This window comes from Frankia sp. BMG5.23 (assembly GCF_000685765.2).
GTDB classification, from domain to species: Bacteria; Actinomycetota; Actinomycetes; order Frankiales; family Frankiaceae; genus Frankia; species Frankia casuarinae.
In genome coordinates this window covers 33981-50575 of sequence record NZ_JDWE01000008.1, presented here as the reverse complement: position 1 = coordinate 50575, position 16595 = coordinate 33981, and the positions used below count along the sequence as shown (strand labels likewise).

Annotated in this window: 12 protein-coding genes and 1 pseudogene; 3 read left to right on the top strand and 10 right to left on the bottom strand. The window is 68.4% G+C overall.

Annotated elements, in window-relative coordinates:
* Window positions 1-2 precede the first annotated feature (2 nt).
* On the top strand, window positions 3-1016 hold the full coding sequence (locus tag BMG523DRAFT_RS05785; RefSeq protein ID WP_083494755.1) for a hypothetical protein: 1014 nt from the start codon (window positions 3-5) through the stop codon (window positions 1014-1016).
* 7 nt (window positions 1017-1023) lie between these two features.
* Window positions 1024-3258 carry a biotin/lipoyl-binding protein gene (locus tag BMG523DRAFT_RS05780; protein WP_235462902.1) on the top strand — a complete coding sequence of 745 codons (2235 nt, stop codon included), beginning with the start codon at window positions 1024-1026 and terminating at the stop codon, window positions 3256-3258.
* Between the two features lie 1021 nt (window positions 3259-4279).
* On the opposite strand, the gene BMG523DRAFT_RS05775 is transcribed toward BMG523DRAFT_RS05780, so the two are convergent.
* From BMG523DRAFT_RS05775 to BMG523DRAFT_RS25205, 5 genes are all read right to left on the bottom strand, one after another.
* Window positions 4280-7405: a type I restriction endonuclease subunit R gene (locus BMG523DRAFT_RS05775; protein ID WP_043590596.1), complete on the bottom strand. Its 3126-nt coding sequence runs from the start codon at window positions 7403-7405 to the stop codon at window positions 4280-4282.
* The gene (locus BMG523DRAFT_RS05770) at window positions 7405-8637 is read right to left on the bottom strand and encodes a restriction endonuclease subunit S (RefSeq protein WP_051623783.1); all 1233 of its coding nucleotides are present in this window, start codon (window positions 8635-8637) and stop codon (window positions 7405-7407) included. The genes BMG523DRAFT_RS05775 and BMG523DRAFT_RS05770 overlap by 1 nt, the downstream gene beginning before the upstream one ends.
* Entirely contained in the window at window positions 8634-10379 is a 1746-nt protein-coding gene (locus BMG523DRAFT_RS05765; RefSeq protein ID WP_043590595.1) for a class I SAM-dependent DNA methyltransferase, read from the bottom strand. Before BMG523DRAFT_RS05765 ends, BMG523DRAFT_RS05770 begins: the two co-directional genes overlap by 4 nt.
* Before the next feature lie 150 nt (window positions 10380-10529).
* Window positions 10530-10760: a hypothetical protein gene (locus BMG523DRAFT_RS05760; RefSeq protein ID WP_131728897.1), complete on the bottom strand. Its 231-nt coding sequence runs from the start codon at window positions 10758-10760 to the stop codon at window positions 10530-10532.
* A gap of 44 nt (window positions 10761-10804) precedes the next feature.
* Entirely contained in the window at window positions 10805-10957 is a 153-nt protein-coding gene (locus BMG523DRAFT_RS25205) for a hypothetical protein (RefSeq protein WP_157493328.1), read from the bottom strand.
* A 563-nt stretch (window positions 10958-11520) separates the two neighbouring features.
* On the opposite strand from BMG523DRAFT_RS25205, the gene BMG523DRAFT_RS05755 reads away from it, so the two are divergent.
* Window positions 11521-11760, top strand: coding sequence for a transposase (locus tag BMG523DRAFT_RS05755; protein WP_051623782.1), 240 nt, complete (start codon window positions 11521-11523; stop codon window positions 11758-11760).
* Window positions 11761-11994: 234 nt separating this feature from the next.
* Here the strand turns inward: BMG523DRAFT_RS05755 and BMG523DRAFT_RS05750 are convergent, their stop codons facing one another.
* From BMG523DRAFT_RS05750 to BMG523DRAFT_RS26265, 5 genes and pseudogenes are all read right to left on the bottom strand, one after another.
* Window positions 11995-13143 carry an SRPBCC family protein gene (locus tag BMG523DRAFT_RS05750; RefSeq protein ID WP_070982162.1) on the bottom strand — a complete coding sequence of 383 codons (1149 nt, stop codon included), beginning with the start codon at window positions 13141-13143 and terminating at the stop codon, window positions 11995-11997.
* Between the two features lie 276 nt (window positions 13144-13419).
* Complete coding sequence (locus BMG523DRAFT_RS05745) at window positions 13420-14256, bottom strand: hypothetical protein (RefSeq protein WP_235462900.1); 837 nt, start codon at window positions 14254-14256, stop codon at window positions 13420-13422.
* 374 nt (window positions 14257-14630) lie between these two features.
* Window positions 14631-15662 (bottom strand): 2OG-Fe(II) oxygenase family protein, encoded by a 1032-nt coding sequence (locus BMG523DRAFT_RS05740; RefSeq protein ID WP_011434659.1) that lies wholly within the window; start codon window positions 15660-15662, stop codon window positions 14631-14633.
* Window positions 15663-15693: 31 nt separating this feature from the next.
* Window positions 15694-15933, bottom strand: coding sequence for a hypothetical protein (locus BMG523DRAFT_RS26270; protein ID WP_035941046.1), 240 nt, complete (start codon window positions 15931-15933; stop codon window positions 15694-15696).
* Window positions 15934-16075: 142 nt separating this feature from the next.
* Window positions 16076-16573: pseudogene (locus BMG523DRAFT_RS26265) on the bottom strand (ATP-binding cassette domain-containing protein); the annotation flags it as partial.
* Between the last annotated feature and the right edge of the window lie 22 nt (window positions 16574-16595).

Genomic DNA, 16595 nt, shown 5'->3' with positions numbered 1-16595 from the left:
TCTTGACTGGTCAAGCACCGCTCACCAGGTCCCTGACCGGCGGCCGCCCGACGCGGCTCGCCCTCGCCGCCGCCACGACCATGCTGGTCGCGGCGCTCGCCGGCTGCGGTGGCTCTTCGACCGCGGCGTCGGCACAGGGCAGTCCGAGCACCGGCCAGCCGGGCGGCCCGCCCAGTCAGGGGGGCCGTGGATCCGGCGCCGGCGGCCCGGCCGCGTTCGGCACCATCGCCGAGGTCGACGCCGCCAGCGCCAGCTCCGGCAGCATCGAGGTCCAGAGCCAGCCGTCGGGGCAGGTGACGGTGAAGTTCACCGGGACGACCACGTTCACCCAGATCATCGCCGCGACCCTCGCCGACGTCAGGCCAGGGGTGTGCGTCTTCGCCGCCGACGTGCCGACCGGGAACGGGGCATCCGGTTCGCCGGCCGGCGGCGCGGGCGGCACCGGTGGCACGCCGGACTCGGCGGCGCCCAGCCCCAGGCCGAGGCCCACCTCGTTCACCGCCACGACGGTGCTGATCAGCCAGCCGGTCGGGGACGCCTGCACACAGCCGACCGCCGGGCGACGGCCGACCGGCCAGCCCCGGCCGAGCGGCAGCCCGCGTCCGCGCTCGCTGGGCACCCGAGGGCCGGGAGGCTTCCGAGACGAATTCGGCGCGCGCGCGGAGGGCAAGGTGGCCTCGGTGTCCGGCTCGACCGTCACCGTCACCGGCAGCGGCACCGGCAGCGGCAGCGGCAGCGGGGCAGCCATCACCTACACTGCGCAGGTCAACGGGGACACCAGGTACACCCAGTCGGTCACCGCGACGGCCAAGGCACTGGCCGTCGGGCAGTGCGCGACCGCGAACGGCCAGACCGACGACACTGGCGCCGTCACGGCGACCCACATCACGCTGAGCCCGAAGACGAACGGCCGCTGCACCGCCGGCTTCGGCGGCGGCGGCTTCGGCGGCCAGGGGGGCGGCAGTGCGGGCTCCGGCGCCACCGGCTTCGGTCGCACCGGGTCCACAAATGCCTGAAGGGGCAGTGTCCGAGAAGGCAGCGCCTGAGGAGAAGCCGCGGCCGTCGCGCCGCCGGTTGGGTCGGCCCCGCAAGGTCGTGGTGGGCGGCACGGCAGCGGTGCTGTTGGCTGGTACCGGCGTCGGAACGGGGCTCGCGGTCACGGCGGGCCCGGGGCCCTCCTACCGGCTGGCCACCGCCAGCATGGCGTCGGTGACCCAGGCCCTCACCTCGGTCGGAACGGTGGCCACAGTCAACAAGGCGACACTGGCGTTTCCGGTCGCCGGAACGGTGACCGCCGTGCCGGTGGCGATCGGTGACCAGGTCACGGCCGGGCAGACGCTGGCCGGCCTGGACCCGGGGCCGCTGCGGCGAGCCCTGGACGCGGCGAACGCGACGCTGGCGAACGCGCGGCTGGCACTGACCGCGGACGAGTCGGGCCAGACCTCGTCGGCGACCGCTTCGGGGACGGGCCCGGGCACGTTCACAGCGGCGGGGGCCGTGGCCACCTCCCTGGCAGACGTGACGGGCAGCTCGTTCCGGGGCGGCTCGTCGTCCGCCGGCATCGAACTGATCAGTTCCTCGACCGGACGCTCCCCGGCGCCGACCCCGGCGGCGGCTCCAGCCGGGACGACGGACAACGGGACGACGGAGCCGGGCACCCTCCTGACGGCGGTCACCACAGCGCAGCAGGACGTCGAGAATGCCCAGTCGTCCCTCGACAGCGTGCTGGCCGGCCTCGGCGCCGATCTCGGGAAGCTGACGTCCCCCGGCGGAGGCTGCGTGGTGGTCGCCGGGCCGCCCCGCGCGCCGATCACGTACACGACGACGCCGGTCCTCGCCGCCCCGTCGGACGCCACCGGGAAGATCAGCGGGACCGCCGGCGCCGACGACGCGATCACTCTGCTCCGGGACGGCGCCGTGGTCGCCTCCGTGACCGGTTCCTATGCCTTCACCGGTCTAGACGCGGGCACGCCGTACACGGTGAAGATCGAGGATCCCGACCCGACCGGTTCCGTTGACGCCCTCCAGTGCCAGCACGCGATCGGTGCCCTCGTCGCCAGGTACAGCACATCGCCAGGGCCGTCACAGCCGTCGGACCTGGCCACGCTGGTGTCCCAACTCGCCGCCGCCAAACTGAACCTGGACGCTGCGGTCCGCGACCTCGGCACGGCCGGCGTTCCGACAGCCGGCGTTCCGACAGCCGGCGTTCCGACAGCTCCGGCCGCCTCGGCCATCCCGACCGAACCAGCCCAACCAACCCAACCAACCCAACCAGCCACTTCGAGCGCCCGTCCGCTGAGCGCGCCGGCCCCGTGGGTGCCAGGTGCGACGGGTGGGCCGGCTCCCGCCCCCAGCCACGGTCCCGCCCCCAGCTCCTCCGGTGGAGGATCGACCGTCCGCTCCGGAAGCTCGGCGGGATCGTCCCGCAGCGTGGGCGGCGGTACGTCCAGCGGCGGTACGTCCAGCGGCGGTACGTCCAGCCGGGCGGCCAGGGTCGTCACCGCCGAGCAGCTCGCGGCCGACCAGGCCGCCATCGACGCGGCTGTCGCGCAGGTGGCGCTGGCCCAGCAGAACCTGGCGGAGACGACCCTGACCAGCCCCGTCACCGGGACGGTGGCCGCCGTCTCGATCTCACCCGGGATGACCGTCGGCGCGTTCTCCAGCACCAACGCCATCACCGTGCTCGGCGCCGGTGGCAAGCAGGTCGTCACCACGGTCCCGCTGTCCGCCGTGGACCTGGTGCGGCCCGGCGACCGGGCCGACGTCACCGTCGACGGCGTGTCGACGCCGCTGACCGGCACCGTCTCCTCGATCGGCGTCCTGAACAGCACAACCGGGTCGACCACGACCTACCCCGTCAAGATCGCACTGGCGGCGACGCGGACGAAGCTCTTCGACGGCACCGGCGCGACCGTGTCGATCGTGGTACGGGAGGTCCGGAACATGCTGACCGTGCCGACCTCGGCGGTGCACCGGGTCGGCGGGCTGAGCACGGTCTCGGTCCTGCGGAAGGGCAAGGCGGTGACCGTCCGGGTGACCACCGGGGCGGTGGGGGCCGACCGGACCGAGGTGACGTCCGGCCTCACCGCCGGTAACCAGGTCATCCTCGCCGACCTGCACGCGGCGCTGCCGTCGGCACGCACGAACTCATCGTCCACCAGAGGCGGAGCTCTGAGCGGCGGGGGCGGGCTGTTCGGCGCGGGTGGGGGCGGTGGCGGTGCCGGGGGCCGGGGCGTCCAGCGCGCCCGGGGTGGCTGAGCCAGATCCAGATCCAGTTTTCGGAAACCGTTGACAAGACTCGTGCGTCGGAGCCGACCGCGCGACCGCAGGCATAGTCAGATATCAGGACTTCTCGGCTTGTTGATCTCCGACATAGCAGCACTGGCCCGCCATAGCGATCAAAATCATCTGGTACATCGCCGCGAGCCCGCCTCTCCCGGCGGCCGGGTTCGCCCGCGACGCAGCGCGACAAACGGAGATCGTTTAGCGGGTGACGACACAATGAGCACACATCGAGCACACGCGCGGCCCGACGGACCCGCGCCGGAGGGTCAATTTTTCGAACGATGCAGGCCAAACCAATATCGTTCAAGGTTCGCGGCAGCTGCAGGGCGGGAAACCCGCCGGTTAAAAGCCCGTAGGACAGCCTGCCGTCTAGTATCGCATAGTGCCGTCATGTGTGTGTTCGTGCAGGTCACGGGCACTCTGTGTGTCCCGGGGTGCCGGCGGCTGCCGGGTGCTGGTTCGTCGTCCGGGTTCACGAGGTGCACACCCGAGCGCCTGCGCCGCGTGACCGTGGATCTTGAGTAGCCATCACGCTGGCATGAGTCTCCTACCCACCCTGAGATGGTCCAAGCCAGCGCCCTGCCCCGTCACGGACCAACCACTCTCGGCCGGGCAAGGCGAGCTCGGCCTCGGGCTGAACATGACCGGTTCCGGTGGCGCCCCGCCGAGTACGCCCTTGCTCAGGCACGCATGATCGACGCAGCGCGCCCAGGGCTCGGTGGCCGGTCACGACGGGTGCTGGCGGATCCGGCGCGAGACCCGCGCCTATGGGCTCTGGAGCGCCGCTATACTGGCGCGGTGAGGGACCGGTTTCGGTAGGTCACGGTCTTCGGAGGCAGAGGGCCAGGATCCGGTGATCGGGTTTCTGTAGGCGGCGTTCGGTCATCTCGCGACGGCCATGCCGACGCTTTGGACGCCGTGACCCGACTGATGCCGGTGGCTCGGAGCAGGCCGATTTCCCGAGGGACGAAAGCGCCCCTGACCGGACATTCTGTCAGTCGGTCTCCTGTGACGTGGCGACCTCGTAGAAGGCGTCCGCGAGGGCAAGGATGACGCTGTTGATCCCAGGGCCGTCGCTGAAGAAGTAGTCGGCCATGGTGTTGTGGGCTTCCTGGTTGTCGAGGACGGCCTCGGTGACGACGGCCTTGAAGTCGTCGGAGTCCATGAACTGCTTCTTCGAGTTGACCTGGGTCTGCCTGACGAGGTCGGGGTAGGCGAGGAGTCGCTGGACCAGGCCGTCGACGAACTCGCGGATCTGCGACTCGGTGAAGGACTCGGCGCCGAAGAGGTCGTTCATCTTGTCGATCACGACCTGGAGCGCGACGTACCTGGGCTCCTTGCGGGCGCCGGTTCCGGCGGCGCTGATTCCCTTGAGCTCGCCGTCGCCGGTCAGCGAGATGTCGACGGCGATCCGCTTCTCGTGTCTGACCCCGACCAGGACGACGTCGGAGAGGTCGACCTCGGCGGCCCAGGAGGAGTCGGCGATGACCTTCTCCAGGAGGCGTAGGAAGATGGAGAGCATCTCCAGGTGCGGGTCGCCGTAGTCGACGATCTGGCTCATGAAGTCGTAGAGCCGGACGTAGGTGGAGACGTCCTGACGGAACAGGTCGAGGGTGCTGAGCGTGACCTTGTCGTCGGCCTCGATCGCGGCGGCGTAGCGGCTCGCGAACTCGTGCTTCGCCGGAGCGATCGCGGCCGAGAGCGCGTTGTTACCCTTCCGCTTCACCCACAACTCGGCGACGTTCCGTACCTGGTCGGCGGTGTAGATCCCCGTCTGGGCGAGCTTGGCGGCGAGGTGGGCGACGACGTACGGGTCGGTCTCGGTCTCCAGGGTCGCACCGGTGAAGTACGGCTCGAACGCGGCCCGGATGTCGTCGGGCGTGTTCACGAAGTCGAGGACGAACGTCGTGCGCTTGATCTCCCCGCCCGCGGTGCGGTGGGTGCGGTTGAGCCGGGAGAGCGTCTGCACGGCGGTGACCCCGGAGAGCTTCTTGTCGACGTACATCGCCGAGAGCAGCGGCTGGTCGAAGCCGGTCTGGAACTTGTTGGCCACCAGCATGATCGTGTAGGTCCCGCCCTTGAACGCCGCGGCCAGGTCCGCGCCGGCGCCGGGGTTGAGGTTGGTCTCGGTGAACTCGACGTCCTCCGCCGGCACCGGCCCCCACTCCGAGGTCCACACCTCGTTCTCGTCCATCGTCACCGACCCGGAGAAGGCGACCAGCGTGCGGTAGGTGTACGACGGATCCTCCGCGACCCGGCGAGCGATGTAGGCGTCGATCGCCTTCTTGTACTTCACCGCGGCCTTGCGCGAGTCGGTGACGACCATCGCCTTCGCCCTGCCCTCCAGCAGGTGGGCGACGTTGGCGTGGAAGTGCTCGACGATGATCTGGACTTTCTGGCTGATGTTGGTCGGGTGCAGCTTCACCCACCGCATCAGCCCCTTACGCGCGGCGCTTTCCTCGACTTCGCTGTCGGCGGTGGCCTTACCGGCGATCTTCAGCGCGGTGTCGTACGACTGATAGCCACGCAGAACGTCGAGGATGTACCCCTCCTCGATCGCCTGCCGCATCGAGTACAGGTGGAACTCGACCGGCTTCCCGTCCGGCCCCTTCCGCCCGAACATCTCCAGCGTCTTGGCCTTCGGGGTCGCGGTGAACGCGAAGTAGGAGATGTTCGGCGAGTCGGCCCGCTCGCTCATCCGCGCCGCCAGAAGCGATTCCAGGGCGACCTCGCCGCCGTCGGCGAGGTCCTTGATCTCCTCGGCGGTGAGCACGGCTTTCAGCTGGGAGGAGATCCTGCCGGACTGCGACGAGTGCGCCTCGTCGGCGATCACGGCGAACTTCCTGCCCGTCAGCCCCTTGTCCGCCTGGATCTCGTCCATCGCGAACGGGAACGTCTGCACCGTCACCGCGATGATCAGCTCGCCGTTCCGCAGCGCGGCGGCCAGCAGCCCGGACTTCGACGTCGCGCCGGCCTTGCGGACGTCCTCCGGGCTGATCGTGGCCACGATCCTGCCGGACCCGTCGATCTGCCGGATCGCCTCCTGAAGCTGCCCGTCAAGCACCGTCCGGTCCACGACCACGAGGACCGTGTCGAAGACCTTCTCGTCGTCCACGTGCAGCCGCGCCAGCCGGTGTGCGGTCCAGGCGATCGTGTTCGTCTTCCCCGACCCGGCCGAGTGCTCGATCAGGTACCGGTGGCCGACGCCCTCCTCGCGTACGGCGTCGACGATGGTCGTCACGGCCTCCCACTGGTGGAACCGCGGGAAGAGCACGCTGGTACGTCGCACCGACGTCCCCGTCGCGACGTCCCACTCCTCCCGGGTCTCCACGATCATCAGCCGCCCGACGATGGTGAGCCAGGCGTCCTTCTCCCAGACCCGCTCCCACAGGTACGCCGTCGCCGACCGCCCCTCGGCACCTGGCGGGTTCCCCGCCCCGCCGTCGTGGCCGATGTTGAACGGCAAAAAGTGCGTCTTCTCCCCCTCCAACCTGGTGGTCATCGCCGCCAGGTCGTTGGAGACCGCGAAGTGCACCAGCGCCCGATGCCCGAACGACAGCAACGGCTCCGCCCGGCCGTTGGTGACCGGGCGCCGGTCCTTGCGGTACTGGCTGATCGCCTCGTCCAGCGACTGCGTGAAGTCCGTCTTCAGCTCCACCGTCGCCACCGGCAGCCCGTTGACGAAGAACACCAGGTCGATGCTGCGCTGATCGGCGGTGGAGAAGCGCACCTGCCGCATCACCCGCACCCGCATCGCCGCATACTGCGCCACCGTCGTCGCGTTCAGGCTGGTCTCCGGCCGGAACTGCGCCAGCTTCAACCGGCCACCACCGATGTAGACGACCCCGTTGCGCAGGATGTTCAACGTCCCGCCGCCGTGCTCCAGCGGCCTGTCGAGCGCCGTGGCCAGCACATCGAGGAACTTCGCCGCCGACCCGGCCGCCTTCAGCGCCTTCCCGTACGCCGCCGGCTGAGTCTCCTCCAACCAGCCGAACACATCCGCGGGGAAGAGCGCCCGCTCACGGTCATACCCGGAGTCGCCCGCCGAGTACAGCCACCCATGAGCCTCCAGGTACGCGCAGATCTCGGACTCGAAGACGACCTCGTGGTAGTCGGCCATCAGACCATCCCCCGCACATCGACCTGCCCCGTCACCGCCGCCGTGATCAGCGCCGCGCGCCGCTCCTTCGAGAGTTCGATGAACCGCTCGGTCTCCGCAATGAGAATGTCGACCTTCGCCGCTTGATCGTCAAGATACGCTGCGACGCGATGCTGCTCGTCGAGTTCGGGCAGCCAGATCGGCGTTGTGCGCAGAACCGGAAGCCTGACGTTTGCGACCGTCGATCCGTTCGCCGAGAGTCGGAAGTGGTCTTGCACGCGGTCCGAGTAGATCTGCCAAAGCAGAAACCTGCCGACACATTCCGCGCGATCAATCCGCAACAGCACCATGCGCTGACCGAGACAGATCTGATCATGAGGGACCATACATGCCTCACCAGCAGGGGCTTCGCGCGTGAACAGAACGTCGCCAACGGCTGGCGCTCCTCCAGCGTTCCGGTCCTTCCAGGTCTCCCTACTGATGGGCAGCCCGTTCCCAGGGCGGAACTTTCCGTTCCTGACCGAGGCGGTTCGGACGGCTTCGTACTCGCCGTCGTCCAGTACCTCAGGAGTCGTGTGCGGACAGTCGACGACGTCGATACAGGCATTCTGAAGTCGCGAATTAGGCACCTGCATGTCGAAGACGCCGTCGATAAGCGAGTGGCGCCGCTCACGGAGCATTTCGATCAGACGCTGCTGTTCCTCGATAAGCGTGTCGATGCGGGCGGTCTCGCGGTCGAGGTAGTCGGCGATGGCGCGCTGCTCGTTCAGTGGCGGCACAGGGACGGCCATGCTCAGGAACACGTCCGGGTAGAGGCGCAGTCGCGAGGACCAAATGCCCCGTGAGAGACGAGTCATCTCCATCACGTACGGCTCCGACCGGTAGACGTAGTCGTAGAAGCGGGGCTCACACGGCGCGGCTGGACGTGGGCTATACACGCCGTATGCAGGGCTCACAATCCCGGCCTGCTTGGCAATGCCGAGCGCACCCATCCACGCCCACATCGTGTTGATGACGAGGTCCCCAGGCTCCACGATTCGGTAACCCTCAAGGTTCTCTGCAGCCGTCATCGTCACGGTCTTCTCCGACCTCGGAGTGATGCCCGTCAGATGCGATACGCTGAGAAGTTCCTCGTCACCATCGACCGATAGGGCCAGCGACTCGGTCAGAAGCTCCTTGTTCCTGCTCCAGCGCCAGCGAGGTGGGATCCTGCCAGCCCAAGACTGGTCGAAGGTCAACTGCGTCAGTGTCATCCCTCGACCTCTCGCAGCAGGTCGAGGATCTTGGCGACCTGCTTCTCCAGGTCGGCGTCGATCTCGGCGAGGGGGCGGGGTGGGACGTACTTGTAGAAGTGGCGGGTGAAGGGGATCTCGTAGCCGGTCTTGACCTTGGCCCAGTCGATCCAGGCGTCGGGGACGTGCGGCTTCACCTCGGCGTCGAAGTAGGCGTTGATGACGTCGAGCTTGCCGGCCCGGCCGGCGGTCGAGCCACCGTAGGTGAAGGGGACGTTCTCGGTGTCGCGCTTCTTCGGGTCGGGCTTGCGCTGACCCTTGCGGTCGACGACCGGCTTGCCGTCCTCGCCAAGCAGGGGTCGCTCGACGGTGATGGTCCAGTAGCCGAACTCGTCGTTGCTCAGCACCTTGGAGTAGTCGGGGTCGGCGTCGAGGAAGTCGACGTACAGGCTGACGACCTTCTCGCGGTCGGTGTCGGAGATCTCACGGCCCTTGGAACCGAGGTTCTTGCGCATCTTGGTCCAGAACGAGGTGCCGTCGATGATCTGGACCAGGCCCCTGGCGTCGGGGTGCTTGGTGTTGTCGAGGATCCAGATGTACGTGGCGATGCCGGTGTTGAAGAACATGTTGGTCGGCAGCGCGACGATCGCCTCGACCAGGTCGTTCTCCAGCAGCCACCGGCGGATCTCGGAGGGGCCGGACCCGGCGGCGCCGTTGAAGAGCGGCGAGCCGTTCATGATGATCCCGACCCGGCCGCCGCCGTCCTTGGGCGCCCGCATCTTGTGGGCCAGGTGGAGCAGGAAGAGCATCTGCCCGTCCGAGGTCGCCGGCAGGCCGGGGGCGAACCGGCCGTACGGGCCCGCCTCGTCGCGCTCCTCGGTGACCTTCTTGGCGTACTGCTTCCAGTCGACGCCGTAGGGCGGGTTGGACATGCAGAAGTCGAACTTCCTGCCCTTGAAGGCGTCGTCGGTGAGCGTGTTACCGAAGGCGATGTTGGTCGCGTCGTGGCCCTTGGCGAGCAGGTCGGACTTGCAGATCGCGTACGACTGCGGGTTGTACTCCTGGCCATACAGGCTCAGGTTCGCGTCCGGGTTCTGCGCGAGCAGGTGCTCCTCGGCCAGGGCGAGCATGCCGCCGGTGCCCGCGGTCGGGTCGTAGAGGGTACGCACGATGCCGGCCTCGGACAGGTCGGCCTCCTTCTCGGCGAAGAGCAGGTCGACCAGCAGCCGGATCGCGTCGCGTGGGGTGTAGTGGTCGCCGGAGGTCTCGTTCGCGGCCTCGTTGAACTTGCGGATGATGTACTCGAACGCATCGCCCATGTCGGCGTTCGACACCACATCGGGGTGCAGGTCGATCGCCTTGAACGAGGTGATGATCTCGCGCAGGAGCCCCGCCTTCTCCAGCGCGAGGATCTCCTTCTTGAAGTCGAAGTACTCGAACACGTCCACGTCCGTCGAGAACCGGTCGACGTAGTCGGCCAGGTTGTCCGCCAGCCCGTCGGCGTCGGCCAGGAGGTTGCTGAATCCGTAGTTGGAAGTGTTGTAGAACGGCCTGCCGGTCGCCTTCTTCACCTCGATCTTCAGCCGGTTCGGGTTGTCGAACGTCCGCGCGAGCTCGCGGACCGTGTCCCGGTCGGGCTCGAGGATGCAGTCGAGCCGGCGCAGGATCGTGAGCGGGAGGATCACGTTGCCGTACTGGTTGGGGCGGTAGGGACCCCGAAGCTGGTCGGCGATCGACCAGATGAAACTACCGAGGGTGCTCACAGGGCTCCTTGAGGGGATCTCACGCGAAGACGGGATGCCGGACGCCCGCGTCCGGGCCATGGGCTACCGACGCCGCCGTGCTCGGGGCCGAAGTTCCTGGCCAGCCCGTACCAGCAGCCGAGCGGTCTGGCGGAATCGTCGACTCTGATCTCAGCCGATCCCGATGTCACTCACCCCGCCACGGCCAGGCCAGGCTGTCCACTGCCAGACCTCGGAGAACCTCTCGGTCCACCCCGGGTCGGCCTCCAGGTACGCCTTGATCAGCGGCTCGCACGTGTCGCCCTCGTCCCGCTCCTCCGGCAACGCGGCACGAAGGTCGCCCGGCAACTCGCGAATCTGATCCCCACGGACGATAGTCTGCCGCACAGTTCTGACGATCATGCCAAGACCCTCGTGACACGGTCCGCACCCGGCTACAGACCGCCCTACACTGCGGCGGCCAGGTCCGGAGCAAGGCCCCAGCGAATGGCCGGTTTCCAGCCGGGCCAGAGGCCGGCCAGCAACGCCTTGTCCTTCTCCACCTGGTGGCGGCGGGTTCCCAGCCACGTGGTGAGGCCTGCCGGCTGGTGATCGACCATGACGCCAACGCCGCGTTCGACCTGGGCGGTTCGTCCACCGCGAGTACGCCAGCGACGTCAATCCCGCCCGTGGGAGAGCGTCCGGCGCCGAGGCACAGCGAACATGACCCGACTGACAGTGTGGAGCGGTGCGTGAGGTTATGCCCCGTTGATCCGGTCAGCCCCCGCTGCAGGGCGCGGTCTGTGCGACAGCGATGAGCAGCAGGTGCTGGGCCGCAGCCCCGGTCCGCGTGTTGGCGGCTGCCGTCAGCTTGAGGCGGTCCAGGCGGGCTACTGAGTTTTAATCCGCGAAGTTGTGTGGAAGCACGATTATCCTTCACCTTATTGTGATCTCTGGGTGAGTGGTGCGCGTTCTGTTCGGGTAGCCGGCTGGTACGAGGTACGCGACGGGTGGCGGGCTGACCGCCACGGAACGGGATCGCCGGGAACCGGTCCGGAGGGACGCGGCCGAACGGTTCGCCCGGGACGAGCCGGTCGCACAGGTTGAAGCGGACCGGTGAAACACCGGGGCCGCCGCGACGAGCCGAAGTCGTTCTCCTGGCGGGACTATCCGGGATCTGGTCGTGGCCGTGCACAAGCGGCTGGGCCGGCCGGTCGTGCTGGTCTGGGACAACCTCAACCGGCACCTGTGCGCGGAGATGGCCGCTTTCATCGCTGCGAACACACTGTGGCTGACTGTGGTGGCGCTGCCCTCGTACGCGCCCGAACTGAACCCGGTGGAAGGGCTGTGGTCGGTACTCAAAGGCGGGCAGATCGCCAACCGGGCCTTCGACGACGTCGATCTGACCTTGAAACCATCATGATCCACGAAGTCATGATCCGACGACATCACGCATTAAAAATCAGTATTCCCGTCCACGCGGCCAGCGACCGACCACGCACTGCCGAAACCACACCGCCCGACTCTCAGCCCCGCGAGGGAGCTACCAGAGCCGCCACGCTTCGTAGTCGATCAATGATGATTTGCTACCTCGCCGCAGCCCTGGGCCCCGGCCCACCCGCGCCAGGGGTCGGCGCGGGGCCCGTCCGGACCGGCGCTACCCGCCGAATGCGGCGAGCGCCTCGTCGATAACCGCATGACGATGGTGCAGCCCCGGCTCGTTGCGTCCGAAGACAAGCTCGGGCCGCACCCCCGACGCCATGTTCTTCTGGATGTCGATCGCCATGCGGTAGTCCTCGTCGCGCACCGTGGCGTGCGCGTACTCGAAGATCTCGTCCGCGGCGGTTCGCGTCGCCTCGTCCGTGAGATCCATCGGCGACGCGTTCTGGTGATAGGTGATCGAATGACCCGGTCCGCTCCCGGGATAGACCCGGAACACCTCGCCGTTGGCGACAGTGACCGACAGGACGATGTTGGGGAACAGTGCGTAGATCACCACGAGGTTGTGCAGTGGTTCCCATTCTTCCTCGGGCTTGTCCGCGAGGTCCGTGATGTGCCGCATCGGGAAGACCAGCCGATGGTGCGGGCCGAAGGAGTCGAACAGCGCGCAGTTGCTCTTGGTGATCAGCGCGAACGTGTCCCGGTGCACCGTGGCAAAATGATAGTTCTCGGCGAACGTGTCGAGCGCGAACTTCCAGTTGATCGGGAAGTCGAGCACCTTCTCGCCCACCGAGGCCCAGCTACCGATGTCCCAGGACGCGAGTTCCGGACCGAGCTCTCCCAGGTGGGCATCGATGTCCAGGGGACCGCTGTCCGGCTGGAGACCGACCCACAGGAATCCGGAATGCTCCGCGGCGGGCAGTTGCGTGAGACGGGGCTTCCCGGCCATCGTCGAGGGGAAACCTTCACGGCCGGGTCCGCCGACGAAGTCACCCTGGGCGTCATACACCCAGGCGTGATACGGGCAGACGAACCGCTCTGCCGCGCCACAGCCCTCCGCGACTGGCGCCTGGCGATGGGCGCAGACGTTCTGGAAAGCCCTGACCGTGCCGTCCTCGCCCCGGGTCAGAAGCACGGGAACGCCCATGACGGTCTTCGTGCAGTAGCTTCCGGGGGCCGGCAACTCAGAGCGGTAGCCGACAAGCTGCGGAGAGCGCAGGACAAGCTCGCGCTCGCGCTCGAAGCGTCCCTGGCCCGTGTACGCCAAGGCCGGCTGGCGGCGCTCCGCGGGCACCATGTCGGTCGTCTTGTCCATCGCGATTTTGAGCGCCCGTCGAGTGAGATCGATGAGCTCGTGGCGGTCGATCTGAGGCCTCCTTGATACGGCAGTCCTGATGCGGCGGTTACGTCATGCCGAGAGCACCGAAGTATCGGCACAAGATCGCATATGACGTGATAGCGGAATCGTATGTGCCTTCGGCCAAACGCCGTTGAGCCGGCATCGTCGAATTTCCAAAAGGAGCGACGGCGTCACTCTATGTGCAATATCTACAGTCATCCCGGAATGAATAGGCACCCTATGTCCTGGATATATCACCCTGCGTAGACGACGTCCGAGCGGGTGGTCAAGCCACGCGGGTGGTCAGGGCGTGCAGGTGCTGCCGGGCTGGCCGAAACCCGGCCGGGAGAGATCGAGGTCGATCCTGCTGTCCGGGCCGAGGACGCGCGGGCGTTCCAGGACGCATTCCCGATGCGTCGCGGTGTCGGTGACGGTGATGCGCTGCGGGCCGGCGTAGAGCGCTCCGCTGCTCCAGTCGGATGACCCGGTGCTGGTGCGGACGGCGAAGGAGGAGATCGGATAGCCGGTGGAGGAACGGGCGTGGCCGCCGAAGATGACGATCCGCACCCGGCCCGGTGCCGGCGGCCGGCCGCGGTCGGTCAGCTGCCCGCTGATCCGAGCGGTTCCGGGGTCGCCGAGGGCGGTGAGGGCGATGCGGCCGATGGCGACGGAGTACGTCCAGCCGTGTGTCCAATGGTCGAACCGGTCGATGTAGAAACGCGAATGGACGATCTCGGCGTCATGCGCCTGATCCGGGTAGAACTCGAACGACAGGCCGGCGGTGCGCGCTCCCCAGCCGGTCCGCAGCAGACCACCCCGGACCAGGTCGGGCTGGCTGTTGCCCATGAAGTAGCCAGCCGGGAAAAGCAGGCCTCCGCCGGGAGGGAAGCGGGAGTAGGTGGTGTAACTTCCCCGTTCCTGGCAGGCGTTGACGAAGGCGTCGCCCGTACGGGCCCGCGGGTCGTAGTTCTGGCAGGGAAGGTACGGTCGGCTGGTCGACCCGAGCACCAGGTCCACACCGACCGCACCGCCGATCGATGTCGGGCCCCCGTTTCGATCCGTGAACCCCTCGAAGGGAACCGCGACGCCCTCGCCGCGGGTGGGACCGCCGGCCGCCCTGACCGGCGACGATGTCGCCATGGAAAGTAAAATGATTACGGCCGCGAGCAGGAAAGCTCTCCTCCCGTCACGTGTCCTCGCGCTCCGGACCCGGGTACGAGCCAGCCCGCGGATCATGTCGACGTCCTCTCACCTGGGGAGCCTCTGCCATCAAGCCGATGACACACGCAGGGAGGGGTCGCGCCGGCGGTGCTTTCCATAACCGACACGCAGTCGTTGCGAAACCGCAAGGAGAATGTCCGCTCGTGATCAGCCTCCTGGAGCCCCTCGATACCCTCTCCGGCACGCGATTACGGCACGCGATTACGGCACCTGGGGAGCCGATCAGATGACGCATATGGGATGAGAGGGATGAAATGACCGGTCGGATTCCGACGGCAGTGCGGCCGCCCAGGTCAGCGGCCGGCGGAGGTCTCCGCAAGCTCCGAGACGAACGGACGGCCCTCCCGCCACGCGGCCACCTGCTCCGGCCGGCCGAAGACCTTCAGGTAGTTCTCGACGTTGGTCTCGTCGATCTCGCCCAGGACAACGGGCTCGAACTCCGTGCCGTCCTCCCCGACGAAGGCCGGCAGCGGTTCCAGCACGGTGTCCAGACTCGGATGGTAGAAGATCCCGGTCGACTGCCGGGTCGCACTGCCGCCGGCCACGACCCGGTGGCGGACGGGCCGGAACAGACCGTTGGTCCAGCGGGTGAGGATTGTCCCCGAGAACACCTGCAACGCCCCGGGCACGACGGGCACCGGAATCCAGGTGCCGTCGGCCTGTTGCGCCTGGAGCCCGGAGTACTCGCCGTGCTGGTGCAGGATGGTCACCGCCGAGCCGTCCGTGTGCTCCAGCAGGAGAAGCTTCTCCTCCTCAGCGACCGTGTCCGGGTAGGTCCAGGTCGGGTAGTCGTTGACGATCATGTTGATGTGGTGCGGCTCGGCGTCCGGGAAGCTGCCTGCCGGTAGTCCGAGCAGCCGCTCGTACAGGCCGAGCACCCGCTGGGCCAGCACCACGGCCGCCTTGGCGTAGGCGAAGGTGACCCCGCGCAGGTCGGGGTCCTCCGGCGGCCAGACGTTGCCGTGTTTGTAGAGCCCGAGCCACCGTTCGGACACGCCTGCGGCGGCGGCATCGGCCGGGTTGTCGAACTGGCCCACGGAATACCGTTCGAGTTCGAGGCGGCCGAGGTCGTCGGGCCACTGCCGCCAGCCCCGGAAGGGGTGTCCGGTGGGGCTGGCCAACTTCGCCTTCTCCGGCCGCGGCAGACGCAGGACGCGCTCGACCCGACGCTCGAAATCCTCGATCAGCTCCAGCGGAACGCCGTGGTTGACCACCTGGATCAGGCCGATCCGCTCGGCCGCCTCGCGCACGCGCAGCAGCAGGTCCGCGGGCGCGTCCTCGGCCAGCGCCGCTTCCAGGTCGATGGCGGGAATCTCGTCGGTCATGGCAGGGGCGTCCTCTCCGGTTTCTCCGACATCAGACATTCTCCTTCTCCGCCATCACCCCGGTGCCCGCCGCCGGCAGTGGCGGGAGCACAGGCAGATCGGCGGCGTCCAGATGGCAGTGCACCGCGCGGCCGCCGGGGGAGTCGGCGACGGGGGCGAGCGGCGGCTCGGACGCATGGCACACCTCGTCGGCGAGCGCACACCGGTCGGCGAAGGTGCAGCCCACCGGCCGGTCGGTCGGCGGCGGCGGTTGCCCGGGCACCGCCGGCATCCTGCGTTCCCGCCTGCTCACCCCCACCCGCGGGACGGCGGCGACAAGGCCGGTGGTCGGCTCGTCCAGGACGAGCAGGCGGGGGCTGCCCGAGGGCCGCTGCGATGCCGACCCGCTGCTGCTGGCCCCCGGAGAGTTCGTGCGGCCAGCGTCGCGCGATCGTCGCGGGCGCTGGCAGCCGCACCGCGCCGAGCAGCTCGACGGCCCGGGACCGGGCCTCGGCCCGGGATAGCCCCGCCAGCCGGCAGGCCTCCGCCACCTGCGCGCCGACCCGCACGGTGGGGTCCAGGCTGCTGCTCGTGCCCTGGTGGACCATAGCGCAGGCGTCGGCCCGCCACCGCCTGCGCTCCCGGGCGGACAGGGCCCGCACGTCCATCCCGTCGAGCACGATGCGGCCGGCGTCGATGGCACCCCCGCCGGGCAGCACGTCCGCGAGCGCTGCGGCCAGCGTGCTCTTGCCGCACCCCGACTCTCCGACCAGGCCGTAGGTCTCGCCGGGTCGGACCCGCAGGCTGACGCCGTCGACCGCAACGGCCGGTCCGCCGGACGATGGGTAGCTCACCGTCAGTCCATCGACGACAAGCCCCCCGGCGGCCACGGCCTCGCCCACCACCGGGCCGCCCACCGCCTGGCCATTCATCGCCTGGCCATTCATCGCCGCG